Source organism: Azotobacter armeniacus (assembly GCF_054779355.1).
Window position 1 is genome coordinate 112,738 of sequence record NZ_BAAGYK010000120.1, and the last position, 22,855, is coordinate 135,592.

26 protein-coding genes are annotated in these 22,855 nt (G+C 67.4%); 12 read left to right on the plus strand and 14 right to left on the minus strand.

The window, feature by feature from the left end:
* Nucleotides 1–4: 4 nt before the first annotated feature.
* Both mnmH and selD read right to left on the minus strand, forming a co-directional pair.
* On the minus strand, nucleotides 5–1,117 hold the full coding sequence (gene mnmH, locus ACYVD0_RS16720; RefSeq protein ID WP_460427860.1) for a tRNA 2-selenouridine(34) synthase MnmH: 1,113 nt from the start codon (nucleotides 1,115–1,117) through the stop codon (nucleotides 5–7).
* Nucleotides 1,117–2,154 carry a selenide, water dikinase gene (gene selD / locus ACYVD0_RS16725; RefSeq protein WP_460427861.1) on the minus strand — a complete coding sequence of 346 codons (1,038 nt, stop codon included), beginning with the start codon at nucleotides 2,152–2,154 and terminating at the stop codon, nucleotides 1,117–1,119. The genes mnmH and selD overlap by 1 nt, the downstream gene beginning before the upstream one ends.
* A gap of 111 nt (nucleotides 2,155–2,265) precedes the next feature.
* Here selD and ACYVD0_RS16730 point away from each other — a divergent pair, with 111 nt between their 5' ends.
* Nucleotides 2,266–3,258 carry a patatin-like phospholipase family protein gene (locus ACYVD0_RS16730; protein ID WP_460427862.1) on the plus strand — a complete coding sequence of 331 codons (993 nt, stop codon included), beginning with the start codon at nucleotides 2,266–2,268 and terminating at the stop codon, nucleotides 3,256–3,258.
* On the opposite strand, the gene ACYVD0_RS16735 is transcribed toward ACYVD0_RS16730, so the two are convergent.
* The 3 genes from ACYVD0_RS16735 to ACYVD0_RS16745 all read right to left on the minus strand — a co-directional run bounded on the left by ACYVD0_RS16735 (nucleotide 3,255) and on the right by ACYVD0_RS16745 (nucleotide 6,269).
* On the minus strand, nucleotides 3,255–4,367 hold the full coding sequence (locus ACYVD0_RS16735) for an AI-2E family transporter (protein ID WP_460427863.1): 1,113 nt from the start codon (nucleotides 4,365–4,367) through the stop codon (nucleotides 3,255–3,257). The genes ACYVD0_RS16730 and ACYVD0_RS16735 overlap by 4 nt on opposite strands.
* A gap of 114 nt (nucleotides 4,368–4,481) precedes the next feature.
* Complete coding sequence (locus ACYVD0_RS16740) at nucleotides 4,482–5,285, minus strand: DUF4892 domain-containing protein (protein WP_460427864.1); 804 nt, start codon at nucleotides 5,283–5,285, stop codon at nucleotides 4,482–4,484.
* 120 nt (nucleotides 5,286–5,405) lie between these two features.
* Nucleotides 5,406–6,269 (minus strand): alpha/beta hydrolase, encoded by an 864-nt coding sequence (locus tag ACYVD0_RS16745; RefSeq protein WP_460427865.1) that lies wholly within the window; start codon nucleotides 6,267–6,269, stop codon nucleotides 5,406–5,408.
* A gap of 100 nt (nucleotides 6,270–6,369) precedes the next feature.
* Between ACYVD0_RS16745 and ACYVD0_RS16750 the strand changes: the two genes are divergently transcribed.
* Nucleotides 6,370–7,140 (plus strand): phytanoyl-CoA dioxygenase family protein, encoded by a 771-nt coding sequence (locus ACYVD0_RS16750; protein WP_460427866.1) that lies wholly within the window; start codon nucleotides 6,370–6,372, stop codon nucleotides 7,138–7,140.
* Nucleotides 7,141–7,443: 303 nt separating this feature from the next.
* Here the strand turns inward: ACYVD0_RS16750 and ACYVD0_RS16755 are convergent, their stop codons facing one another.
* The 3 genes from ACYVD0_RS16755 to ACYVD0_RS16765 all read right to left on the minus strand — a co-directional run bounded on the left by ACYVD0_RS16755 (nucleotide 7,444) and on the right by ACYVD0_RS16765 (nucleotide 9,565).
* Nucleotides 7,444–7,971 carry a cytochrome b/b6 domain-containing protein gene (locus ACYVD0_RS16755; protein ID WP_460427867.1) on the minus strand — a complete coding sequence of 176 codons (528 nt, stop codon included), beginning with the start codon at nucleotides 7,969–7,971 and terminating at the stop codon, nucleotides 7,444–7,446.
* Nucleotides 7,972–7,974: 3 nt separating this feature from the next.
* The gene (locus ACYVD0_RS16760) at nucleotides 7,975–8,241 is read right to left on the minus strand and encodes a PepSY domain-containing protein (RefSeq protein ID WP_460427868.1); all 267 of its coding nucleotides are present in this window, start codon (nucleotides 8,239–8,241) and stop codon (nucleotides 7,975–7,977) included.
* A gap of 145 nt (nucleotides 8,242–8,386) precedes the next feature.
* The gene (locus ACYVD0_RS16765) at nucleotides 8,387–9,565 is read right to left on the minus strand and encodes a multidrug effflux MFS transporter (protein WP_460427869.1); all 1,179 of its coding nucleotides are present in this window, start codon (nucleotides 9,563–9,565) and stop codon (nucleotides 8,387–8,389) included.
* Nucleotides 9,566–9,841: 276 nt separating this feature from the next.
* Here ACYVD0_RS16765 and ACYVD0_RS16770 point away from each other — a divergent pair, with 276 nt between their 5' ends.
* A complete protein-coding gene (locus ACYVD0_RS16770) occupies nucleotides 9,842–10,480 on the plus strand; it encodes a TetR family transcriptional regulator (RefSeq protein ID WP_460427870.1) in 639 nt (212 codons plus the stop codon).
* A 47-nt stretch (nucleotides 10,481–10,527) separates the two neighbouring features.
* On the opposite strand, the gene ACYVD0_RS16775 is transcribed toward ACYVD0_RS16770, so the two are convergent.
* Entirely contained in the window at nucleotides 10,528–10,725 is a 198-nt protein-coding gene (locus tag ACYVD0_RS16775; RefSeq protein WP_460427871.1) for a heavy-metal-associated domain-containing protein, read from the minus strand.
* Between the two features lie 119 nt (nucleotides 10,726–10,844).
* Here ACYVD0_RS16775 and cueR point away from each other — a divergent pair, with 119 nt between their 5' ends.
* Complete coding sequence (gene cueR / locus ACYVD0_RS16780; RefSeq protein WP_460427872.1) at nucleotides 10,845–11,279, plus strand: Cu(I)-responsive transcriptional regulator; 435 nt, start codon at nucleotides 10,845–10,847, stop codon at nucleotides 11,277–11,279.
* Here cueR and bfr read toward each other — a convergent pair.
* Nucleotides 11,268–11,732, minus strand: coding sequence for a bacterioferritin (gene bfr, locus ACYVD0_RS16785; RefSeq protein ID WP_460427873.1), 465 nt, complete (start codon nucleotides 11,730–11,732; stop codon nucleotides 11,268–11,270). The two genes, cueR and bfr, sit on opposite strands and share 12 nt — an antisense overlap.
* A gap of 439 nt (nucleotides 11,733–12,171) precedes the next feature.
* On the opposite strand from bfr, the gene ACYVD0_RS16790 reads away from it, so the two are divergent.
* Nucleotides 12,172–13,092 (plus strand): histone deacetylase family protein, encoded by a 921-nt coding sequence (locus tag ACYVD0_RS16790; protein WP_460427874.1) that lies wholly within the window; start codon nucleotides 12,172–12,174, stop codon nucleotides 13,090–13,092.
* A gap of 63 nt (nucleotides 13,093–13,155) precedes the next feature.
* Nucleotides 13,156–14,388 (plus strand): Rossmann-fold NAD(P)-binding domain-containing protein, encoded by a 1,233-nt coding sequence (locus tag ACYVD0_RS16795; protein ID WP_460427875.1) that lies wholly within the window; start codon nucleotides 13,156–13,158, stop codon nucleotides 14,386–14,388.
* An 18-nt stretch (nucleotides 14,389–14,406) separates the two neighbouring features.
* Here the strand turns inward: ACYVD0_RS16795 and ACYVD0_RS16800 are convergent, their stop codons facing one another.
* The 3 genes from ACYVD0_RS16800 to hrpB form a co-directional block, all read right to left on the minus strand.
* On the minus strand, nucleotides 14,407–15,735 hold the full coding sequence (locus tag ACYVD0_RS16800) for a DEAD/DEAH box helicase (protein WP_460427876.1): 1,329 nt from the start codon (nucleotides 15,733–15,735) through the stop codon (nucleotides 14,407–14,409).
* Nucleotides 15,736–16,176: 441 nt separating this feature from the next.
* Nucleotides 16,177–16,935 (minus strand): SDR family oxidoreductase, encoded by a 759-nt coding sequence (locus ACYVD0_RS16805; RefSeq protein WP_460427877.1) that lies wholly within the window; start codon nucleotides 16,933–16,935, stop codon nucleotides 16,177–16,179.
* A gap of 66 nt (nucleotides 16,936–17,001) precedes the next feature.
* The gene (gene hrpB, locus ACYVD0_RS16810) at nucleotides 17,002–19,518 is read right to left on the minus strand and encodes an ATP-dependent RNA helicase (protein ID WP_460427878.1); all 2,517 of its coding nucleotides are present in this window, start codon (nucleotides 19,516–19,518) and stop codon (nucleotides 17,002–17,004) included.
* A gap of 107 nt (nucleotides 19,519–19,625) precedes the next feature.
* On the opposite strand from hrpB, the gene ACYVD0_RS16815 reads away from it, so the two are divergent.
* The 5 genes from ACYVD0_RS16815 (at nucleotide 19,626) to ACYVD0_RS16835 (ending at nucleotide 21,453) form a co-directional block, all read left to right on the plus strand.
* The gene (locus ACYVD0_RS16815) at nucleotides 19,626–20,045 is read left to right on the plus strand and encodes a polyribonucleotide nucleotidyltransferase (RefSeq protein ID WP_460427879.1); all 420 of its coding nucleotides are present in this window, start codon (nucleotides 19,626–19,628) and stop codon (nucleotides 20,043–20,045) included.
* An 80-nt stretch (nucleotides 20,046–20,125) separates the two neighbouring features.
* Nucleotides 20,126–20,383 carry a hypothetical protein gene (locus ACYVD0_RS16820; protein WP_460427880.1) on the plus strand — a complete coding sequence of 86 codons (258 nt, stop codon included), beginning with the start codon at nucleotides 20,126–20,128 and terminating at the stop codon, nucleotides 20,381–20,383.
* Between the two features lie 139 nt (nucleotides 20,384–20,522).
* Nucleotides 20,523–20,726: a hypothetical protein gene (locus ACYVD0_RS16825; protein WP_460427881.1), complete on the plus strand. Its 204-nt coding sequence runs from the start codon at nucleotides 20,523–20,525 to the stop codon at nucleotides 20,724–20,726.
* A 302-nt stretch (nucleotides 20,727–21,028) separates the two neighbouring features.
* Complete coding sequence (locus ACYVD0_RS16830) at nucleotides 21,029–21,223, plus strand: hypothetical protein (RefSeq protein WP_460427882.1); 195 nt, start codon at nucleotides 21,029–21,031, stop codon at nucleotides 21,221–21,223.
* Nucleotides 21,224–21,234: 11 nt separating this feature from the next.
* The gene (locus ACYVD0_RS16835) at nucleotides 21,235–21,453 is read left to right on the plus strand and encodes a hypothetical protein (RefSeq protein WP_460427883.1); all 219 of its coding nucleotides are present in this window, start codon (nucleotides 21,235–21,237) and stop codon (nucleotides 21,451–21,453) included.
* 463 nt (nucleotides 21,454–21,916) lie between these two features.
* Here the strand turns inward: ACYVD0_RS16835 and ACYVD0_RS16840 are convergent, their stop codons facing one another.
* The gene (locus tag ACYVD0_RS16840) at nucleotides 21,917–22,144 is read right to left on the minus strand and encodes a hypothetical protein (protein WP_460427884.1); all 228 of its coding nucleotides are present in this window, start codon (nucleotides 22,142–22,144) and stop codon (nucleotides 21,917–21,919) included.
* Nucleotides 22,145–22,379: 235 nt separating this feature from the next.
* Here ACYVD0_RS16840 and ACYVD0_RS16845 point away from each other — a divergent pair, with 235 nt between their 5' ends.
* Entirely contained in the window at nucleotides 22,380–22,802 is a 423-nt protein-coding gene (locus ACYVD0_RS16845) for a polyribonucleotide nucleotidyltransferase (RefSeq protein ID WP_460427885.1), read from the plus strand.
* Nucleotides 22,803–22,855: the final 53 nt, after the last annotated feature.

Consider the following 22,855-nt stretch of genomic DNA (forward strand, 5'->3'; position numbering starts at 1 on the left):
GGGATCAACCGCCGTCGGCCCCGGCCGCGCGTTCGCGCAGATAGGCCAGCACCGCCGCTTGGTCGCCGGAGAAGACGATGCGCCCGGCCTTGCTCTCACGCTGGTAGGCGTACATCGGATCGTAGTATTCGCGCAGCAGGCCGACGATCCAGCCGCGGTGCAGCTCGACGCCGCGACCGGCGCCCTGCTCGGCGAGCGCCGCATCCATGATCGCGGACAGCCGCTGGTAGCGTTCGCCGCCGAGGCGCTTGACGATGTTCGCCAGGCTCTGCGTGAGGCGCGCGGCGAAGGCGGCGAAGCCGGCCTCCGGCCCCTCGACGGCAACGAACTCGGCGCACAGGTCGATCACGTAATCACGCAGGATGCGCTCGACGCGCCCCTCGAAGCTGTCCTCCAGCCAGGCCAGCGGGTAGCCCTGCATGCCCTGGTGGAGTTCCAGCGGCAGCGAGCAGCTGCCGACCAGACGACTCTCGTCCTCCAGCACGAACTGGCTGATGCCGGCCGCGCGCTTCTTCAGGATGTCGATGGCCAGGCGGTTCTCGAAATCGATCTGCGCCGGCTGCGATGTGGCACGCTTGCCGAAGCTGGAGCCACGATGATTGGCGTGGCCCTCCAGGTCCAGGCTGTTGCCGAGCGCAGCGATCACCTCGGTCTTGCCGGTGCCGGTGAGGCCGCCGACCAGGAGGAACTCACACTGCTCCGTGGCCTGGCGGGTGGTGTCGAGGAGGAAGCCGCGCATTGCCTTGTAGCCGCCGATCACCCGCGGGTAGTCGATGCCGGCCTCGTCCTTCAGCCATTGCTGGACGATCTGCGAGCGCAGGCCACCGCGGAAGCAGTACAGGTAGCCGTCGGGATGGGCGCGGGCGAAGTCCGCCCAGGCCTGGATGCGCAGTTCCTTGGTCCTGCCGGAAACCAGCCGGTGGCCGAGTTCGATGGCCGCCTGCTGGCCGTGCTGCTTGTAGCAGGTGCCGACCTTCTGCCGTTCACTGTCGGTCATCAGCGGCAGGTTGAGCACGCCGGGAAAGGCGCCACAGGCAAATTCCACCGGGGCGCGGGTGTCCATCATGGGTACGGTATCGAGGAAAAGCTGATGATAGTCGGCGGTATCGGAGCGCATCAAAAGAGCACCTCAACCGCCAGACTCTGTCGCTCGACCAGTTCGCCGATCGGCGCCAAGGCCAGGCCCAGCTCGGCGGCCGTGGCGAGGAACTCCGCCTCGCCCTCGGGGCTCACCGCGACCAGCAGGCCGCCACTGGTCTGCGGGTCGCAGAGGACTAGCTTGCACAGCTCCGGCAGCGGCGCGATGCGCTCGCCGAAGCTGTCGAAGTTGCGCAGGGTGCCGCCGGGCACGCAGCCCTGCTCCAGATAGTACTCCAGGTCGGCGAGGCGCGGCACCGCGGCGAAGTCGATGCGCGCCGACAGCCCGCTGCCGTCGGCCATCTCGACCAGGTGGCCGAGCAGGCCGAAGCCGGTGACGTCGGTCATCGCCTTGACCCCCGCCAGCTTGCCAAAGCGGCTGCCCGGCTTGTTCAGGACGCACATCCAGTCGCGCGCCAGGCTCGCGTCCTGGGCACGCAGCTTGGACTTTTTCTCCGCGGTGGTGAGGATACCGATGCCCAGCGGCTTGGTCAGATACAGGCGGCAGCCCAGGGTGGCGGTATCGTTGCGCTTGAGAAGTCGCTTTTCCACCATACCAGTCACCGCGAGGCCGAAGATCGGCTCCGGCGTGTCGATGGAGTGCCCGCCGGCCAGCGGGATGCCCGCAGCATCGCAGACCGCCCGACCACCGGCGATCACCTCGCGGGCCACCTCCGGCTTGAGTACGTTGATCGGCCAGCCGAGGATGGCGATGGCCAGCAGCGGGTCGCCGCCCATTGCATAGATGTCGCTGATGGCGTTAGTCGCGGCGATGCGGCCGAAATCGAAGGGATCGTCGACGATCGGCATGAAAAAATCGGTGGTGGAAACCAGCCCGCGCTCCTCGTCGATGGCATACACGGCGGCGTCGTCGCGCGAGGCGTTGCCGACCCAGAGCTTCGGGTCGAGGTTCTGTGCGCCGCTGCCGGCGAGGATCACTTCCAGCACCTTGGGGGCAATCTTGCAGCCACAGCCGGCGCCATGGCTGTACTGGGTCAGACGGATGGGCTCGCTCACGGGGCATCCTCGGAGGGGAACTGAACAGGCGGCGAATTGTAGCAAAAGCGCACCTTGGCGCCGCGCCATGCCCGGCGTATGGTTCGAAGGACAAGCGGCACGGGGGGTTCCATGGGCAAGCGGGTAGCATTGGTACTGGGTTCGGGCGGGGCGCGGGGCTATGCCCATATCGGGGTGATCGAGGAACTCGAGGCTCGTGGCTACGAGATCGGCTGCCTCGCCGGCTGCTCCATGGGCGCAGTGATCGGCGGCATCCATGCCGCCGGCAAGCTGGCCGAGTATCGACAGTGGATCGAGAGCCTGGACTACCTGGGCCTGCTGCGCCTGCTCGACGTCAGCTTCAGCCTGGGGGTGATCCGCGGCGACAAGATCTTCGCGCGCATCCGCGAGATCGTCGGCGAGGTGAACATCGAGAACCTACCGATCCCCTTCACCGCGGTGGCCACCGATCTCACCACCCATCAGGAGGTGTGGTTCCAGGAAGGCTGCCTGCACCAGGCGATGCGCGCCTCGGCAGCGATCCCCAGCCTGTTCACGCCGGTGACCAAGGGCCATCACATGCTGGTCGACGGTGGCCTGCTCAACCCGCTGCCGATCGTCCCTGTGGTTTCCAGCCACTGCGACCTGATCGTCGCGGTCAACCTCGGCGCGACCAACCACAAGCATTACCGGCTGCCGGTAAACGACCGCCAGACAGCACTCAAGGGACGAGTTGACGCCATGCTCGACTCGCTCGGCTCGCGCCTGCCGTTTCGCCGGCGCGAGGAAGAGAGCGCGCCGCTGCCGGTGCCCGACCTGCGCAGCGAACTGGACGAGCAGCCCGGCATGGAAATGGAAAGCTCGCCGAAATCGGCTAGCGGTGCCAGGGTGGTCGACTCCCTCGGTCCGGCGACGCTGCTCGATCTGGTCAACCAGAGCTTCGAGGTCATGCAGACCGCGCTGACCCAGTACAAGATCGCCGGTTACCCGCCGGACATACTGATCAACGTGCCCAAGCAGGTGTGCCGCTTCTTCGAGTTCCACAAGGCGCCGGAGCTGATTCAGCTCGGCCGGGAGATCGCCCGCGACAGCCTGGATGCCTTCGAGCGTGAGCAGCAGGTCTAGGAGATCCGCTCCTCCTCGATCTCCCCCTGCTTCACATGGCTGGCCCGCACATCGCCCGCCGCCCCCCGGCCCGCCGGCCCGGGTTCGATCACCCAGTCGCTGAGCAGGCTGTAGGCCACCGCCAGCAGTGTCGGGCCGAGGAACAGGCCCATGAAGCCGAAAGCATAGATCCCGCCGAATACGCCGAGCAGCACCAGCACCAGCGGCAGGTTGCCGCCGCGGCTGATCAGGTAGGGCTTGAGCACGTTGTCCACACCGCTGATCACGAACATGCCCCAGATGCCGAGGAAGATCGCGTAGCCGTAATCGCCCTGCCAGACCAGCCAGGCGGTGGCCGGCATCCAGACCAGCGGCGGTCCCATGGGAATCAGGCTGAGCGCGAAGGTGAGGATGCCGAGCAGCAACGCTCCGGGAACGCCGGCGATCCAGAAGCCGATCAGCGCCAGCAGCCCCTGGGCCGCAGCGGTGCCGATCACCCCGTTGACCACCCGCTGCACGGTGGCGGCAACCAGCTCCAGGTAATGCTCGGCGCGCTCGCCGATCAGCCGCTCCAGCAGGCTCTGCACGAAGCGCTCCAGGCGCGGCCCGTCGCGGTAGAAGAAAAACACCAGCACCAGACTCAGCACTAGCTCCAGCATGCCGCCGGCGATCCTCGCGCTGCGTGCCAGCAGCCAGTTGCCGACCTGGCCGAGGTAGGGCTTGAGGGTCGCGAAGAAAGCCGTCCCCTGCTGGTCGAGGGCACGCCACATATCGGCCAGCTCGTCTCCGACCAGCGGCAGCCCGACCAGCCACTCCGGTGGCGGCGGCAAGCCTTCGAGGCGCAACGTGTTGATCAGTACGGTAAGTTCGCGGATGTAGTCGGCCAGGTTGAAGCCGAGCAGCAGCAGCGGCACCGCCACCAGGATCATCCAGCCGGCGGTCAGCAGGCCGGCTGCCACCGACGCCCGTCCGTTCAGCCGGGCGGTCAGCAGGCGCATCAGCGGCCAGCTGGCAAAGGCCAGCACCGCAGCCCAGAACAGCGCCGAGGCGAACGGCAGCAGCACCCACAGGCAGGCGCCGAGCAGCGACAGCAGCAGCAGCAGCACCAGCAGACGATCATTACTGGACATTCGGATTCGCAACTCCATCGGAAAGGCAGCCAAGGGCTCGACAGTATGGGCATTTTGCAGAAGACGGATTGCAGAAAAAGTGCCGGACAACAGCCGGACGCGTGCTGCCCCGGCTCACTGCAGGCGACTCAGGCGTAGCCCGGCAACGGACGCCTCGTCCAGCTCCAGACGCGCGGCCCGCACGCCCCGCTCGACCAATGCGGCGCGCCAGGCAGGCGCCTGCGCTCCGGCCAGGGCGACTCGCAGGGTGCTGTCGAGCATCAAGCTGCGGGCCAGCAGTTCGATCCAGGCTGCGCCGGGTTCGCCGGTCAGCTCAGGCAGCAGCAGCTGGCCATCGGTGCGCAGCTGACGCAACAGGGTAGCCGGGGTCGGCAGCAGCTCGCCGAGGGCGCCAGCGGCGTCGAGCTGCTCGGCATGCAGGTAGTCCCGCCGGTTGCCCCGGGTGATGGCATACAATGCCAGCAGGCTGTCCCGGCGCGGCGCAGCCAGGCGCAGCAGCGCGTAGGCCTGGCGCTCGTCCGGACCGTACAGGCGAGCGTTGCCGAACACCGTATTCGCCCACAAGCTGCTGGAGCCGCACTCGCGCCCGTCGCACCAATAGAGCAGTTCCGCGCCCTGCCCGAGCAGCACCTCGCGGGCCCGGGTGAAGGCCTCCGCGGCGGCATGCCCGACGGGCAGCCGGTAGGTCGCCGCGGTCAGCGCGCCTTCAACCAACACTTCGCGCTCATAGCGCAGGCGACCGCTGATCCGCCGGATGCCGCCCAGGGGATAGCTGCGCTCCGCGTCGCCCTGGCGAAACGCGACGATCTCGGCATTGGGGTAACGCGGCAGCACTTCAAGGTCGTGACTGTCCGGCAGGTCGGCGGCCGGCAGGAGGCTGCTGGCCAGAGCCAGGCAGCAGAAAATGGTCAGGCGCATCCGGCTCCTCGAAGGCTCGGCTCGAACGGGATGGCGGGAGTTTGGCTGGAATGGCCGCACACTGCCCCGTCATGGGGTCTTCCCAGGTTGCCGCCACTTTCCCGAGCCGCCCCCGGCAAGTCAAGTCACATGGAAGAAAGCTTTGAAACAGTCTGCTACAGCTTGGGCACCGGCTTCGTCGTCCAGATGCAGATGATGCCCGCCGGGCAGCTCGTGCACCTCAAAGGATAGTTCCTTCAGCAGCGCCGCCACTGGCGGCCGACCGGCCAGCAGTCCCTTGCGGGCCAGCACCAGATTGACCGGGCAGCGCACTGCGCGGACGAAGGCCTCGGCCTGAGCCGGATCCAGGCGCAGCGGATAGGGCAGCCGCAGGCGGCTGTCGGCCCGCCAGGTATAGCCACCGGGCACCGGCATCAGGCCGCGCTCGGCGAGCCGTTCGGCGGCCTCGCGGCTCAGCGCGGCAACCCCGTGCATGCGTGCCTGCACGGCCCGCTCGATGGTCTCGTAGACCGGCTTGCGCTTGCCGGCCAGCGCCAGGTGCCCGCGCAGGGCATCGCCGAGCTGGAGCGGGGCCTCTACGGCCGCGCGGGTGATCGGCATGCCGCCGTCGATCAGTGCCAGCCGCTCGATCCGCTCCGGCAGCGCGCCGGCCAGCAGTACGGCGACGATGGCGCCCATGGAGTGCCCGAGCAGGGAGAAACGCTGCCAGCCGAACTGCTCGGCAACCTGCAGCACGTCGTAGGCATGCTCCCAATGGCTGTAGCCCAGGCCGGCCGGACGATGGGCGGAATGACCGTGGCCGGGGAAGTCCAGGGCGACGATGCGCAGCCCTGTGAGGCGCGGTGCCAGGCGGGAGAAGCTCATGGCATTGTCCAACCAGCCATGCAGGGCCAGCACCGGCAGGCCGTCCTCCGGTCCGTAGAGGTGGGCGGCCAGTTCGATATGGGGCAGATTGAGGCGAACCTCTTCGCAGTGCAGGGTCATGGAAGGTCCCGGGCGGCAGGGGGCGAGAACCGCAGCATAACGGATGCAGGCCCCGCGTCGGCGACTCTAGACTGGAGCAAAAAGCGGAAAGGAAGATGCCATGTCACACGACGCCATCTCCCCGGAGCTGACCATCCGGCGCCTGCAGGCCCTGCACGAGAAGGGTTTCGTGCTGCTGCCCGGCGTGCTGGATGTCGGGCAAATCGCCACGCTGCGCAGCGCCATCGACCGCCTCGAACCCGAACACTGGGACTACACCGGCCTGGTCGATCACTATAAATGTGTATTCAACCGCTCGCCTCTGTGGCTGCCCTACCTCGACCTGCCGGGGATAATCGAATTGGCCGAGGCAGCCCTCGGCGCCGACTGCCACGTGATCGGCCAGACCGCCTGGCGCTGCCATCCCGGCTTCATCGGCGCCGACCTGCACCTGGACTACCTGGTCATGGAGCTGCCGCCGGCACTGCTCGCCGACCCGGCCTTCCGCCTGCCCATGCAGATCTGCACGGCGCATCTCTATCTCGACGAGATCGACGAGGCGCTCTGTCCGACCCTGGTCATCCCCGGCAGCCACCGCGCCGGCCGCCCGCCCCGCCCGGGCGAGAGCCGCTGGCAGAGCCGCGCGCTCGAGCCGGTGCTGTGCCGGGCCGGCGACGTGCTGCTCTTTCGCAGCGAACTCTGGCACGCCGGCAGCCGCAACCGCACGGCCGACCGGACACGCTATCTACTGCAGGTGCACTACGGCCGGCGGATGGTGGCGCAGAAGTTCTCGCCCTATCTGCATTGGCGCTTCGACCCGGCGGTGCTGGCCGCCTGCACGGCGCGCCAGCGGCGTCTGCTCGGTGACCACGAGCCGGCGGAATATGACTGAGCACGCGGCATCGGCCAGCAGTTACCCCCAAAAGCTGTGGACTCGACTGTGGATAACCTCCAGATATCTGGTTGTTGCCCCGAGCAGCTGCGGCCCACCGAGACGCGCGCACTTTTTGCCCGGCACGCCCGTACCACGGCTTATACCCTGGAGCAGGATTGTCGCCAAGAGAGTCCAGCTTCTCAACAGTCAGCGGGGAAAATCCTGTGGATAAACTTGGGATGAACGGACCAGATGCCGAGCCCATGCGGGCTGCAGCGTTCTGCGCAAAAAATCGCCAGTCCGGCCTGTTGGATCACTTCGCTACAGCTTGCGCCGCCTGCCGGTAATCATCGACAGCGGCAGGTTCTCACGCAGGCGGACGCTCTCCAGCAAAGCCGCCGCCACATGCAGGCAAACCAGCAGGAGCAGGCCATTGGCGAGCAGCTCGTGTACCTTCTCGACGCCCTCCGAGCCCCAGAAGTAGTCGACCTCCTGCATCAGGAAACCGCTCAGGCCGAGACCGAACATGCAGGCCATCATCAGAATCATCACCAGAGCACCCAGCGGCGAATGACCGAGCCGGTGGTACGGGCGCCCGGTCCTCAGCGCCTGCAGGTGCTCGGCCAGGCTCGCCCGGGTCGGCCAGAAGTCCGCCCAGCGCGCCGCCGGCGAACCGACGAAACCCCACAACACACGTACGGGCAGCCAGGCCACCGCGTAATAACCCAGCCAGACGTGCCAGAACTCGCCCTCTTCGGTGAAGAAGTAGTTGGCGACGAACACGCCGGCCAGCGACCAGTGGAACAGGCGCACCAGCGGATCCCAGAGGCGCAGGGTTTCGGCGCTCACGGTTCAGTCCTCGATCTCTTCCTTGACCGGCCGCCCGCTTACCGGATCGAAATAGATCTCGACCTTGCGCTTGTCCTTGTCGAAACCGTAGATCTCGTAGCAATTGCCATCGGTAACCTTGAACCTCTTGATCTCGTAGCCCTGGGCCTTGAGATGCGCCTGGAACTTGGTCTGGTCCTGCCACTGAGTCTTGTCGATTTCGGTGCACTGAGGACCGGCGAAAACCAGCGGCGAGGTCAGGACGAGGCCCAGCAGTATCATCTTGCGCATTGTCCATCCCTCGTATCGGGTAGGGGTAAGGTCGAAGCGACTTTGCCCTTGAAAGCTTAAAACCGCCTTAAATACTTGCAGCGTAAATCCGACAGCCTGCCCCAAGGCCCGGAACAGGCGAAAAAAGGCCTGGCTGCCGCGCGCCTTAGCGAACCTGCGTATCCAGCTGACCGCTGTACCAGGCGAGCCCTGCCGCGGCCAGCGCACAGAGGCCGATCACCTGGGCCATGGGCAGTGCGCTGCCGTCGTGCAGCGCACCGACCAGGGCCGAGGCCAGCGCAGCCACAAAGAATTGCAGACTGCCCATCAGTGCCGAGGCACTGCCGGCCTGGCTGCCCTGTGCTGCCAGGGCACAGGCCACGGCGTTGGGCATGATCGCCCCGAGACTGGCAATGCAGACGAACAGCGGCGGCAGCAGCGGCCACAGCGCCGCCGGCCGTGCCAGCGCCACCAGCAGCAGGACCAGTGCGCTCAAGGCATACAACCAGACTACCCGCCGCAGCCAGAACCCAGGGCCGCGCCAGCGCAGCACGCGGGCGTTGAGCTGGGAAACTAGAATAAAGCCCGCCGCATTGCTGCCGAACAGCCAGCCGTAGTGCTCCGCTGGCACTCCGTAGAGTTCGATGAAGAGGAACGGCGAGCCGGTGATGTAGGCGAACATCCCGGCCATGGCCACCCCGCCGACCAGGCTGAAGGTCAGAAATTCCCGGTCGCGCAGCAGCCTGGCGTAGTGCCGGAAGCCGTCGCCGATGGACGGCCGCGGCGCGTCGGCGGCCAGGGTTTCCGGCAGCCGCAGGGCCACCGCCAGGCCGGTCAGCACGCCGAACAGGCCCAGGCTGATGAAAATCGACTGCCAGCCGTACGCCAAGAGCAGCAGCCCGCCGGCCAGGGGCGCGAGGATCGGCGCCAGGCCCATCACCAACATCAGTTGGGAAAAGACCCGCGCCGTGCTCAGCGGATCGCACAGATCGCGCACCACGGTGCGCGCCACCACCATTCCGGCACAACCGCCGAGAGCCTGGGCAAAGCGTGCCACGATCAGCTGCTCGAGGCTACTGGCCAGGGCGCAGGCCAGCGACGCCAGGCTGAACAGCCCGACGCCGAAGAGCAGCGGCAAACGCCGGCCGAAACGGTCGGCCAGCGGCCCGTAGGCCAGTTGGCCAATGGGCATGCCAATGAAATAAGCCGCCAAGGACAGCTGGATCCGCTCCACATCAGTGCCGAAGGCCGCGGCCAGGGCCGGAAAGCTGGGCAGATAGAAATCCATGGCCAACGGCCCGAAAGCCGTGAGAGCGCCGAGAATCAGCAGCAGAGGTAGAGTCACGTTGGCACGCTCCCTCCGCAGCAAGGAGCACGGCGGAATGTCTTGAAGAACAGGGAAAGGACGGACAACGCATCGGTATCCGTCAGGGACGACGGCGATGATGTTACATACGCATATGTTTGTAAACAGAGCTCTCCCCATAAAAAAGCGAGTAAACTCTGTGACTTCACAGAGCGCGGGCGGCAGCTCTTGGATGAGTTGCCTCGACCATGCGCAGAACCGATGGCCAGACCAATCAATAACTAGACCTTATCACCGCCAATCATTCAGAACACTATGCGCCGAACCAAAGCTGATGCCGAAAAGACCCGTGAAACCATCCTGGCCACCGCCGAGCTGCTGTTCCTGCAAAACGGCGTGGCCCATACCAGTCTGGAGCAGATCGCCCGTGCCAGCGGCGTGACCCGTGGCGCGGTCTACTGGCACTTCCAGAACAAGAGCCATCTGCTCAACGAAATGCTCAACCAGGTCCGCCCGCGACCGGAACAGATAGCCGAGCGGCTGAATGCCCCCACAACGGCGCATCCTCTGCAGAACCTGCGCGATTTCTTCGTGGAGCTCATGGCCGGCCTGGCCGGCAACGAGCAGAAACGCAACCTCTTTACCATCCTGCTGCTGCGCTGCGAATTCACCCACGAATTGAACGATGCGCAGGAGCGCCACACCGACTTCATCAACCAGTTCATCGCCCTGAGCGAGGAGCAGTTCGAGCACGAGCGGGAGCACCTGCGCCCCGGCATCAGCCCGCGCCTGGCGGCGCGCCTGCTGCACGCCACCCTGGTCGGCATGCTCAGCGACCGGTTGCGCGATCCCAGCCTGTTCGACACCTACGCCGAGGCGCCGGCGATGATCGACGCCCTGTTCAGCGGCCTGCTCAGCGACTGGCAGATCGCCGAGAGCTACGCGTCCGCCTGATGCCACGCCGTCCGGCCGGGCGCGGACGGGCAGCGGCGAACGCTCGTTCAGACCGAAGCCACCTCGTAGCCTTCCTCGCGAATCGCTTCCATCAGCCGCTCGGCTGGCAGCTCGCTGGCCACCTGTACCTCGCCCCTGGGCAGATCCACCTGCACCTCGGCCGCAGCATCCAGCGCCTGCACGGCCTGGGTGACGGCGCGCACGCAATGGCCGCAGCTCATGCCCTTCACTTGAAACTTCTGCATCGTGACGCTCCTCTGGAGTATGGGTGCCTACAGTGTCAAGCTTGCCACCCTGGCAAGGTCAAGCCTCCGGGACGAGCCGGCGTGGCGGCCGGATCGGCAGCAAGCAGGGGAAAGCAGTGATGAATATCGGCCAAGCAGCGAAACGTAGCGGCCTGTCCGCCAAGATGATCCGCCATTACGAGGCCATCGGCCTGATCGCCCCGGCCGGACGCGGCGACAATGGCTATCGCCGCTACGCCGAGACCGATCTGCAGCGTCTCGCCTTCATCAAGCGCTCGCGGGATCTCGGCTTCTCCCTGGAGGAGGTCGGCAGGCTGCTCAGCCTCTGGCAGAACCAGCAGCGTACCAGCGCCGAGGTAAAGGCCCTGGCCAGCGCGCATATCGAAACGCTGGAGCGCCGGATCGACAAACTCGCCAGCCTGCGCGACACCCTTCGGGAACTGGTGGATCACTGTCGAGGGGACGAACGTCCGGACTGCCCGATTCTCAAGGAGTTGGAGTCAGGCGGCTGTTGCGAGCGCCAGTCGCCGCCCCAGGGGAGTTCACATCTGTGATTGCAGATAGTTCTGCAGACCGATGCGGTCGATCAGGCCGAGCTGCTGCTCCAGCCAGTAGGCATGGTCTTCCTCGGTATCGTCGAGCTGCGCCTGAAGGATGTTGCGGCTGACGTAGTCACCGTGCTGCTCGCAGAGCTCGATGCCCTTGGCCAGCGCATCGCGCACCCGGTACTCCAGGGTCAAGTCGTTGCGCAGCATTTCCGGCACGGTCTGCCCCGGATGGATCGGCTCGGGACTCATGTCCGGCGTGCCCTGCAGGAACAGGATACGCTCCAGCAGTGCGTTGGCATGCTGGGTCTCCTCCTGCATCTCATGGTTCATCCGCTCATAGAGCTTGTGCAAGCCCCAGTCGGCGTACATCCGCGAGTGCAGGAAATACTGGTCGCGCGCAGCCAGCTCGCCACGCAGCAGTTCCTTGAAATAGTCGACGACTTGCGCCTGCCCCTGCATCTAAACCCCCGGTTCACTTAAGTAAAGCGCGCAAGCATCGGCGTTGAGCGCTTCATGGTCAAGACTGGCCACCTACCGATCTGTATCAGGAAGCATAGACCGGCCAAGCCTGAGAAACTGCATGATTGTGCAGGCCGAAAGATTCAGCGACAAACCGGGAGATCGCCATGACCAGACTCGAGCATTACACCGTCCAGTACCGCATCAACGGCAAGGCCGACTCGCTGACCGGGGGGCTACAGCGAGCCGCGCCTGCAGATTCTGCTGAGGCACATTCCGGAGCTGCAGATCGCCGAGGATGCCTCCTGGGAGCAGCCAACCCAGCCCAGCATGGAAAGCCGCACCGAGGAACTCGGTATCAGCGACATCCAGATCCGGCATACTTGAGCCCCGCCGTGACCGCCCGCCATACTCCGGCCCCCTCCTGCGGAGCCCCGCCATGCCACTGCCGCTGGTCTACCACGACGACTACAGCCCACCATTCCCGGACGGCCACCGCTTTCCCATGGAGAAGTTCCGCCTGCTGCGCGACCACCTGGTCGCCAGCGGCCTGATCTCCGACGGTGAGCTGCGCCGCCCCGAACCCTGCCCGGCGGACATCCTCACCCTGGCCCACGACCCGGCCTACATCGAGCGCTACTGCAGCGGCGAACTGAGCCACGAGGAACTGCGCCGCCTGGGCCTGCCGTGGACCCCGGCGCTGGCACGACGCACCCTGCTGGCGGTGGGCGGCTCGCTGCTGGCCGCCGAACTGGCCCTCGAACACGGTCTGGCCTGCCATCTTGCCGGCGGCACCCACCACGCCCACTACGACCATCCGTCAGGCTTCTGCATCTTCAACGACCTGGCGGTGATTGCCGGCTACCTGCTGGCGAGCGGCCGGGTCGGCCGCGTGTTGATCTTCGACTGCGACGTGCACCAGGGCGATGGCACCGCACGCATCCTCGAAGGCACCGCGGACGCAGTCACGGTGTCGCTGCACTGCGAGCAGAACTTCCCGGCACGCAAGGCCCGTAGCGACTGGGACATCGGCCTGCCGCGCGGCATGGGCGACGCCGACTACCTGCGGGTGGTCGATGATACGCTGAACTACCTGCTGCCGCTGTACCAGCCGGATATCGTGCTCTACGACGCTGGCGTCGATGTACACCGGGACGATGTCCTCGGCTATCTGGCGCTCACCGACGCTGGCCTCGCCGCCCGCGATGACGCCGTGCTGCGTCACTGCCTCGAGCGCGAGATTCCGGTGGCCGGCCTGATCGGCGGCGGCTACGATCAGGACCGCGCGGCCCTGGCGCGGCGCCACGGCATCCTCCACCACAGTGCGGCACGCCTCTGGCAGGAACTGGGCCTCGGCTGAAGCCTCTGCGCGAGGCCGCCAGCGGAGTAGAATGCGCGCCCCCTCCCCTGCCCCGGAGCCAGCATGCCCGACGTCACTCCCATTCCCTCGGTAGCCATCGTCGGCGGTGGACCCGCCGGCCTGATGGCCGCCGAGGTGCTGAGCCAGACAGGCCTCGCTGTCGAGTTGTACGAGCGCATGCCCTCGGTCGGGCGCAAGTTCCTGCTCGCCGGGGTCGGCGGAATGAACATCACCCACTCGGAGGCGCGCGAGTCCTTCCTGTCCCGTTATGGGGCACGGTGCGGCGAAATCGGGCGGATACTGGAAGGCTTCGACGCCGCCGCACTGCGCCAATGGGTGCACGGCCTGGGCATCGACACCTTCGTCGGCAGCTCCGGGCGGGTGTTCCCTGCCGACATGAAAGCCGCACCGCTGCTGCGCGCCTGGCTGCGCCGTCTGCGCGAGGCCGGAGTACTCATCCATACCCGCCACCAGTGGCTGGGCTGGGACGCCGACGGCGCCCTGCGCCTGGCCACTGCGGAGGGCAAGCGCTGCCTCAGGCCCGCCGCCACCCTGCTCGCCCTGGGTGGCGGCAGCTGGGCACGGCTCGGTTCGGACGGCGCCTGGGTGTCGTTGCTGGAAGCGCGCGGAGTGAAGGTCGCGCCCCTGCGCCCGGCCAATTGCGGCTTCGACGTGGCCGGCTGGAGCGCGCACCTGCGCGAGCGCTTCGCCGGCGCCCCGCTGAAGAACGTCGGCCTGCTCCTGGACGGACAGCCGGCGCGTCACGGCGAGTTCGTGCTGACCGCCGGAGGCGTCGAGGGCAGTCTGGTCTACGCGCTGTCCGCGACGATTCGCCAAAGAATTGAGGCCGAGGGCGGCGCCACCGTCTTCATCGATCTGCTGCCGCAGCAGCCTCCGGCCAAGGTGCTCGCCGCCCTGGCCCGGCCGCGCGGCTCGCGCTCCATGGCCAGACACCTGCACGGCCAGCTGGGCCTCGACGGGGTCAAGGCCGCCCTGCTTCGCGAACTGGCGCCGGCCGAGGCCTTCGCCGAACCAGCACGGCTGGCGGGGCTGATCAAGGCGCTGCCGCTGCCCCTGGTGCGCTCACGGCCACTGGACGAGGCGATCAGCAGTGCCGGCGGGGTGCCCTTCGAAGCGCTGGACGACAATCTGATGCTGCGCGACATGCCGGGGACGTTCTGCGCCGGTGAGATGCTCGACTGGGAGGCGCCCACCGGCGGCTATCTGCTCACAGCCTGCTTCGCCAGCGGCCACGCCGCCGCCCACGGCATACTGCACTGGCTGGGCTATCGCTAGGCGCCCGCTCGGCCCGGCCTACTTCTTCTTGCCCGGCGGAGCACTCAAGTTGGGCATCTGGCGCACCGCCTCCACCGGCGGCCGAGCCCTGTCGTCGAGCAGATTGCCGAGGTGGATCCGGCTCTTGGCGTCGGTGCCGGGAATCAGCTTCTGCTTGGGCTTTTTCGGCTTCTTCAGGATCGCGCCGCCCAGGGCGGTTTCCGGCACCCGGTGCTCGGGGCTGAACTCGGGCTCCTCGCGGCGCGGCAGCAGCTGGCGGATCAGCAGCTCGATCGCGGCCAGCTGTTCGACCTCGTCGGCACACACCAGCGAGATCGCCTCGCCGCTGGCGCCGGCACGGCCGGTGCGGCCGATGCGGTGCACGTAGTACTCGGGGGCGACCGGCAGATCGAGGTTGACCACCAGCGGCAGGCCCTGGATGTCCAGCCCGCGGGAAGCCACGTCGGTGGCTACCAGCACCTGCAGTTCGCCGGCCTTGAACTGCTCCAGGGCGCGCAGGCGGGCCGGCTGTGGCAGGTCGCCGTGGATCGCGCCGGCCCGGTAGCCGTGCTGCTGCAGCTCCTCGGCCAGCCGCTCGACGCCCTTGCGGGTCCGTGAGAATACCAGGACCTGCCCCCAGCGCTCGCGCTCCAGCAAGTGCAGGAACAGCTCGACCTTGCGCTTCTTGTCCACCGGGATCAGCCACTGCTCGACGCTCGGCGCTGTCGAGTTGCTAGGGTTGATCTCGATCGACAGCGGATCGCGCAGCAGGCCGGCGGCAATCTGGCGGATCGAGTCTGAGAAGGTGGCCGAGCACAGCAGGGTCTGGCGCTGCTTCGGCAACAGGGCGAAGAGTTCGTCCAGCTCACGGGCGAAGCCCAGGTCGAGCATGCGGTCGGCCTCGTCGAGCACGAGGATCTGCAACTGATCGAAGCGCACAGCGTTCTGCCGGTGCAGGTCGAGCAGCCGGCCGGGCGTGGCCACCAGCACGTCGAGGCCCGGACGCAGCAGCATCATCTGCGGATTGATGCTCACCCCGCCGTAGGCCACCGCGGTACGCAGCGGCAGCTCCATGCCGCAGGCGCGGATGGTCCCGTGGACCTGCTCGGCCAACTCGCGGGTCGGCACCAGCACCAGCGCGCGCACAGAGTTGGCGGCGACCGGCGGGCCCTCCAGGGTCAGTCGCTGCAGCACCGGCAGAGCGAAACCGGCGGTCTTGCCGCTGCCGGTCTGCGCCGCCACCAGCAGGTCGCGACCGGCAAGCAGCGCGGGAATCGCTTGGCGCTGCACCGGCGTGGGCAGGATGTAACCGAGTATGGGCAGAGTCTGCAGAAGAGGCTCGATCAGGCCGAGAGAGGCAAAGGTCATGACAGGCCACCAGAATGTAAAGGCGCCATTTTACCTGCAAAATCCGCATGATTGCTGGAAAAGCGGGCAACGGGAGCGGCGCCGGACGAAAAGGACAAATGACAACGAAATGAAGCGGTTATCCCACGACCTACTAGAGTTCGAAGACCGATATCGAGCCCGGGGTCGTACCGAGCGCGCATGTTCATATCCTTTCCCGTCGCTGCAGACAAGCCTCTCCCCTCATCTCCCCCCATCCACCCGCCTCTGGCGAGGAGCGCCTGCCAGGGCAGCAACGACGAGCCCTGCAGCACCGACTTGACCCGCGCCAGGGCCGGACGGCAGCGCATGCAGAAGAGCGACCGACGGCAGCAGATCGAGAGGCAGAGGCTTGGCGAGGCCGAACTGGAGGATCTGCCCCCTCCGCGGCAGGAAGCGGCGCGCCAACAGGTACAGGAACGGCTACGGAACGAGCCGCGCCAGCAGCCGGGAGCGCCAGTCGCAGCTGGACAGCACCAGCAGATGGCGGCGCCGCAGCGCGCCCTGGAAGATCGCCTCGGCGATGTCCTGCGCCGAGGGCCGCCGGCCCGCCGTACCGTCGTCGGGCGAGGCGTCGCTGTCCGGGACGACGGCGCGGGAGCCGGGGCAGAGCAGCATCACGTTGACCCCGTCCGGCGCGACCTCCAGACGCAGCGCCTCGAACAGCCCGAGCAGGGCCTGCCGGCTGGCGGCCTCGGCGCCGTGGCCGAGCCGCAGTGGGGTAAAAGCGGACAGGGCGCCGGCCACGACGATCTGCCCACGCCGCGCGAGCAGGCTGGGCAGCGCCGCCCGGGCGCAGTGCAGGGCGCCGAAGAAATTGACCGCCATGACCTGCCGGAACACCGCCGGCTCGGTATCGAGGACGGTACCGCGCTGACCGACGGCGGCACAGCAGGCCAGCAAGTCGATGCCGCCGAAGCGCTCGCCGACCAGCGCCACGGCGCGCTCCACCGCTTGCACATCGGTCACGTCACAAAGCAGTCCGAGGGCCTCGGCGTTGTGGTGGTCGGCCAGATGCTCGATCAGGCTGTCCAGCGCCAGCGGGTCGAGGTCGAGGATTGCCAGATGCGCACCGGCCTGTGCCAGGCGCGTCGCCAGCGCCCGGCCGACGCTGGAACAGCCGCCGCTGATCAGCGCTACCTGGCGCTCGAACACCCTGCTGGCAAAGATCTTGCGATGCATGCCGCCTCCCCTGAGCGGTGCGGGCAATCCCGCCTCGCCCTTCCAGCATAGTCCGGCAGGCCGCTGCTACTGCCTCGGCTTGGCCCGGGCAGTGGGCTCGGCGATCAGCGGATCGTCCGGCCAGTAGTGCTTGGGATAGCGCCCCTTGAGGTCCTTCTTCACCTCGGCATAGGTGTTGGCCCAGAAGCTGGCCAGATCCTGGGTGACCTGCACCGGCCGGCGCGCCGGCGACAGCAGGTGCAGCTTGACGGCCAGCCGACCGTCGGCGATGCGCGGCGTCGCGGCCAGACCGAACAGCTCCTGCAGGCGCACGGCGAGCACCGGCGGCTCCTCGGCGTAGTCGAGGCGGATACGCGAGCCGGACGGCACAGCGATGGCGGTCGGCGCCAGCTCGTCGAGGCGCTGCGGCAGTGGCCAGGGCAGCTGGGCGGCGAGAATGCCGGGCAGATCCAGGGCGGCGAAGTGACTGAGCCGCGAGACTCGCCCGAGGTACGGCTGCAGCCAGTCCTCCAGGCTCGCCAGCAGGGCCGTATCGGACAGGTCTGGCCAGTCGCTCTCGCCCTTCTCCGTCAGCTCCAGCCGGCGCAGCAGCGCTACCCGCGCCTGCCTCTGGCGCAGCTCCGGGGTCCAGGGCAGCAGCTCCAGGCCCTTGCGCCGCACCAGGCCGACCAGTGCCCGGCCACGGGCCGCCTCGTCAAGGCCCGGCAGCGCCTGGCGCTCCAGCACCAGCTCGCCGACCCGCCGCTGGCGCTCGGCGCGCAGCACACCCTCGCGCTCGTCCCAGTCCAGTTCGTCGCGCACCATCAGCTGCTCGGCGAGCACGGTGTCGAACAGAGCCGGCTCCAGCTCGGCGGCCAGGTAGATGCGCTCCTCGCGCTGGCCCTGGCGGCTGCCCAGATCGGCGACCACCAGCCACGCGTGCTTCATCAGTGCATCCGGCTCGGCGAACAGCGCGGCGCGGCCGTTGGCCAGACGGTATTCGCCGCCGCCGGGACGACGCTGGCAGGCGATGCGGTCCGGGTAGGCGAAGGCCAGCAACGCACCGAGCCAGCGCGGATGCTCGGGATCGGCGACCGGCTCGGCCGGTGTGCCGCGCAGCAGACCGCGGTACTGGCGGGACAGCTGGCGGGCGCGCTGCACGCCGCCCTGGGCGCCGCGCCCAGCCTTCTCCGCACCACCGAGCAGGGCCAGCCGGCTGTGCAGGTCGGCGCCAACGCCGCGCAGGATGCCGCGCTCGGCAAGCAGCGCAGCGAGGTCGCAGGCCAGCGCACCGAGGCTCAGCGCCTGACCACGCAGCAGCAGGTGGGCGATGCGCGGGTGCGCCGGCAACATGGCCATGGCCTGGCCGTGGGCACTCAGACCGCCGTTGGCCTTCAGCGCGCCGAGCCGCGCCAGCAGCTCGCGGGCCTGGGCGAAGGCGGCCGCCGGCGGCGCGTCGAGCCAGGCCAGCTCGGCCGGTGTGACGCCCCAGCGGGCCAGCTGCAGGGCCAGCCCGGCGAGATCCGCCTGGAGGATTTCCGCGCCGTCGTGGGCGGCCAGCTGCTCGTGCTGCGCCTGCGACCACAGCCGGTAGCACACCCCCGGCTCCAGGCGCCCGGCACGCCCGGCGCGCTGGGTCGCCGAGGCCCGGGAGATGCGCTGGGTGTTCAGACGGGTCATGCCGCTGTCCGGGTCGAAACGCGGCACCCGCGCCAGGCCCGCATCGACCACCACGCGCACGCCGTCGATGGTCAGACTGGTCTCGGCGATGTTGGTGGCCAGCACGATCTTGCGCTGGCCGACCGGCGCCGGCTCGATGGCGGCGCGCTGGGCGGCCAGCTCCAGCTCGCCGTGCAGCGGGCAGAGGAAGATGTCGGTGCGCCCTGCCAGGGCCTCGCCGAGCTGCTCGTGGAGGCGGCGAATCTCCGCCTGGCCGGGAAGGAACACCAGCAGGCTGCCACCCTCCTCTTCGAGCGCCTGCAGTACCGTCTGCAGAACCCTTGGCTCAAGCCGCTCGCCGGGCGCCGTGGGCCGTCCCCAGCGGATCTCCACCGAGAACATGCGCCCCTCGCTGCACACCACCGGCGCATCGTCCAACAGCGTGGCAAGCCGCTCGCCCTCCAGGGTGGCGGACATCGGCAACACCTTGAGCGGCGTGTCGCGCAGCAGGGCGCGCCCGTTGAGGGTCAGCGCCAGAGCCAGGTCGGCGTCCAGGCTGCGCTCGTGGAACTCGTCGAAGATCACCAGACCAACACCCTCCAGCGCCGGATCGTCCTGCAGGCGGCGGGTGAGGATGCCCTCGGTGACCACCTCGATGCGCGTGCGCGGACCGACCCGGCTGTCCAGGCGGATGCGGTAGCCGACCGTCTCGCCGACCTTCTCCCCCAGCTCGGCGGCCAGCCGCTCGGCCGCCGCCCGCGCGGCCAACCGGCGCGGTTCTAGCATCAGGATGCTTTGCCCGGCGAGCCAGGGCTCGTCGAGCAAGGCGAGCGGAACGCGGGTGGTCTTGCCGGCGCCGGGCGGGGCCTCCAGCACGGCTTCGTGGCGCAGGGACAAGGCTTCGCGCAGGGCAGGCAGAACGGCGTCTATGGGTAGCGGATTCATCGGGCACTCCAGGCAGGCTGCCGATTATAGAGCTCGCTGCCGCCAGTGGACGCCTGTCACGGAGGCCTTGGTATAGTTCTGCCCCGGACAACCTTCAGGACAGTTTCATGCACACCCGAACCCGCATTCTGAGCGGCCTGCTGGCCGTCGCCCTGACTACCCAGCTGAGCGCCTGCGGCAGCATCTTCTTCCCCGACCGGCGCGGCCAGCTCGAGGGCCAGGTCGACTTCCTGGTCGTCGGCCTGGACGCCATCGGCCTGCTCTTCTACGTGATTCCCGGGGTAATCGCCTACGCCATCGACTTCACCACCGGCGCCATCTACCTGCCACCGGGCGAGAGCTACTCGATTGCGCCGGAAACCCTGCGCCAGGCCGTGGGTGCCGACGGGCGCATCGACCCGGCGCGCCTCAGGACGCTGATCGAACAGGAAACCGGCCGCTGCCTGCCGGCGGGCGAGTTGCGCCCGATCCTGCGCGAAGCCAGCTCCGAACGCCTGGCCGCCGCCGGCCTGCAGCCAGCCGCCTGAATCCGCCACCGGCCCTGGCGCGACAGGGCCCTGCTATCCATGCCGCTCCGCCTTCCATTCCCAGCGAAGATCCGCAGTCGATGAGCACTCTGCAGGAACATGCCCGCCTGATGCATTTGGCCAGCGTCGCCGCCCTGGCGGTCGCCGTCCGCCTGTCGCTGGCCAAGGCGATCGCCTGGTGGCTGAGCGGCGGTGTACTGCCTCAAAGGTCGCCAACACATCTTGCGCGACCGCAGTTCTACAAGAACAAGCTGGAAAACTTCGCCAAGGTGAAGCTCAAGGCGTGGCGTTACCTTCTGTACGACCGCGCCAGCGCAGGCCTGGGCCGAGGCCTATAACGCCAACCTGATCCCCGGCCAGGACATGCGCCTGCGCTGCCCCGGGATGGCCGAGCCGGTAGCGCGCCATGACCTGTGGCAGCTGATCCGCGCCGAGTAGCTGCGCCTGCTGCCGGAGATGGCGGTATGCCGGGCGCCGATGACCAGCCGCGAGGTGGAGCGCACGGTGAGGGCGGACTTGATCGTCAGCTTCAGGCATCAGAACGCCTGGCTGCGCGCCAAGTACCAGGACGGCGTGCCCGAGGATCAGCTGCAGTCTCTGATCGGCAATTCGAGCGGCCGGCCATTGTCAGCCCCGGCCTGCGAGCCGTTTAACGCAAGGAATCTGTCATGCAAGCGATGAAGCTCAAGCGCGTCATGGCCGAGCTGGGGTGACCCAGCGGCAGATGGCGAAGGCCATCCAGAGAACCGACGGGAATCCCATCGGCATCCCGACCCTGGCGCAGCTCGTGAACCACGAGCTGTGGCCCAAGACCATCGAGCGGCCCCTGATCGAGTCCCAGGCGAAAGCGCTGCTCTGCGAGCGCGGTGCCAACGCCGATCACATCAGGAGCTTGTCGAGATGGAAGAAACCGATGCGATGGCAGTCTTGGCGAATCGCGCCGCAGTACCTGGCAATCAGTCTGGACATCGCGAGGGTGTGGCATGGGACTGCTGACCAAAATGACATGGCCGAAGACCACCTTGCTGGATCTGCTGAACGATGCGGAGAGTCGCGAGGGCGAAACTTTCAATCTTGCCCAGCTTGAGTTGCGCGCCGGCCGCGACTATATGGTGGCCGTAATCTCCGGCGAGAAAGCCGGCGAGGCCTACAGCCACCTGGCAGAACTCAAACAATGAGGAGGTCTGACATGGAACGCTATCACTCGATAGCCGACGATCCGCCGAGCCGGGATATGACGCGGCACCAACTTGACGCCCTGGAGCTGGAGCGGCAGGTGGCCGAGTTCCTGGCCCGTGGTGGGAAGATCCGGCAGATCGGCGCGCAGACACGCAACACGCCGGAGCCCTTCGTGATCAATCCGCGCACGACGCCGGTCTATAACGATCCGCTCGATTGGAAGGCCTGAGCGTATGCGCATCCAGTGCCCTTGCTGCGGAGAGCAATATTCCGTGGAGACCGGGTTCGCGGATTACGAAGGCAAGCGCCTGGCCGCCCAGTTCGTGGAGATGGAGCCACGGCTGGCAGCGTCACCCGCGATGCTCGCATCATCTGCAAGCCGGCCAGCCCGGCGATGTGGGCGGCCGGCAGCGACAGCTGCTGACCCAGCGCGAGCGTGCTGGCGCTGCCGCTCGACAATCATCACTACCTGCGAGCTGTGGTGCTCGGTATTGCCAGCGATCCGCAACAGGCCCAGCCAGTTGCTTCGGTACGAGGGCCTCTACTGCGTTGTAGAGGCGCTGCAGTGGCTGAACGCCGATCAGGCCAGACGGGTCATCGAGTCTCTCAAGCAGTGGGCCGGAAGGGTTCAGCAATGAGCACGATGCGCGGCAGTGACCTGCTCACTGAGGCGGTCGAGCCCGTTGCGAAAGTTATAGGACGTTGCGATCAGCAGGATTCTCATTGCCTGTTTCCTGAATTGACAACAGAGGATTCAACACGGTCGCGCGGTCGGCGTTCAGCAGCATTGCGAACATGATCGCTGCATACCCGCCCATGCCATTGCCGAGACAAATCACGCGCTCCGGCCGCATTTTCGCAACGATCTGCTTCAGCCATTTTACGATGGCATGGCAGTCGCCCCTTCCGACCCTGCTCACCACGCAGCCACCATTGCCGCTGAGGGTCGCGTAGCAGGATGCGATTAAGCGGGCTGCCGTACATGGACTTCAATGTTTCCGTGGCGCCGAAGAAGTCGAAGACCGGGCAGCGGGTAACAGGCAGCTCATACTATTCATACGCCTGAGTTATCCCGGAGGTTCTTGAGAACCGGTGTTGAACGCATCAAGGAAAACCGACATATAGTTGCCCCCGGACAACCTTCAGGACAGTTTCATGCACACCCGAACCCGCATTCTGGGCGGCCTGCTGGCCGTCGCCCTGACGACCCAACTGAGCGCCTGCGGCAGCATCTTCTTCCCCGACCGACGCGGCCAGATCGAGGGCAAGGTCGACTTCCTGGTCGTCGGACTGGACACCATCGGCCTGCTCTTCTACATGATTCCCGGGGTAATCGCCTTCGCCATCGACTTCACCACCGGCGCCATCTACCTGCCACCGGGCGATAGCTACTCGGTGGCGCCGGAAACCCTGCGCCAGGCCGTGGGTGCCGACGGGCGCATCGACCCGGCGCGCCTCAGGGCACTGATCGAACAGAAAACCGGCCGTTGCCTGCCGGCGGGCGAGTTGCGCCCGATCCCGCGCGAAGCCAGCCCCGAACAGCTCGCCGCCCTCGGCCTGCTGCGACCAGCCGCCTGATCCCGCAGCGGTTGCACCTTGTTATCATGCCGCCCCGTTTTCCATCGCCCTCG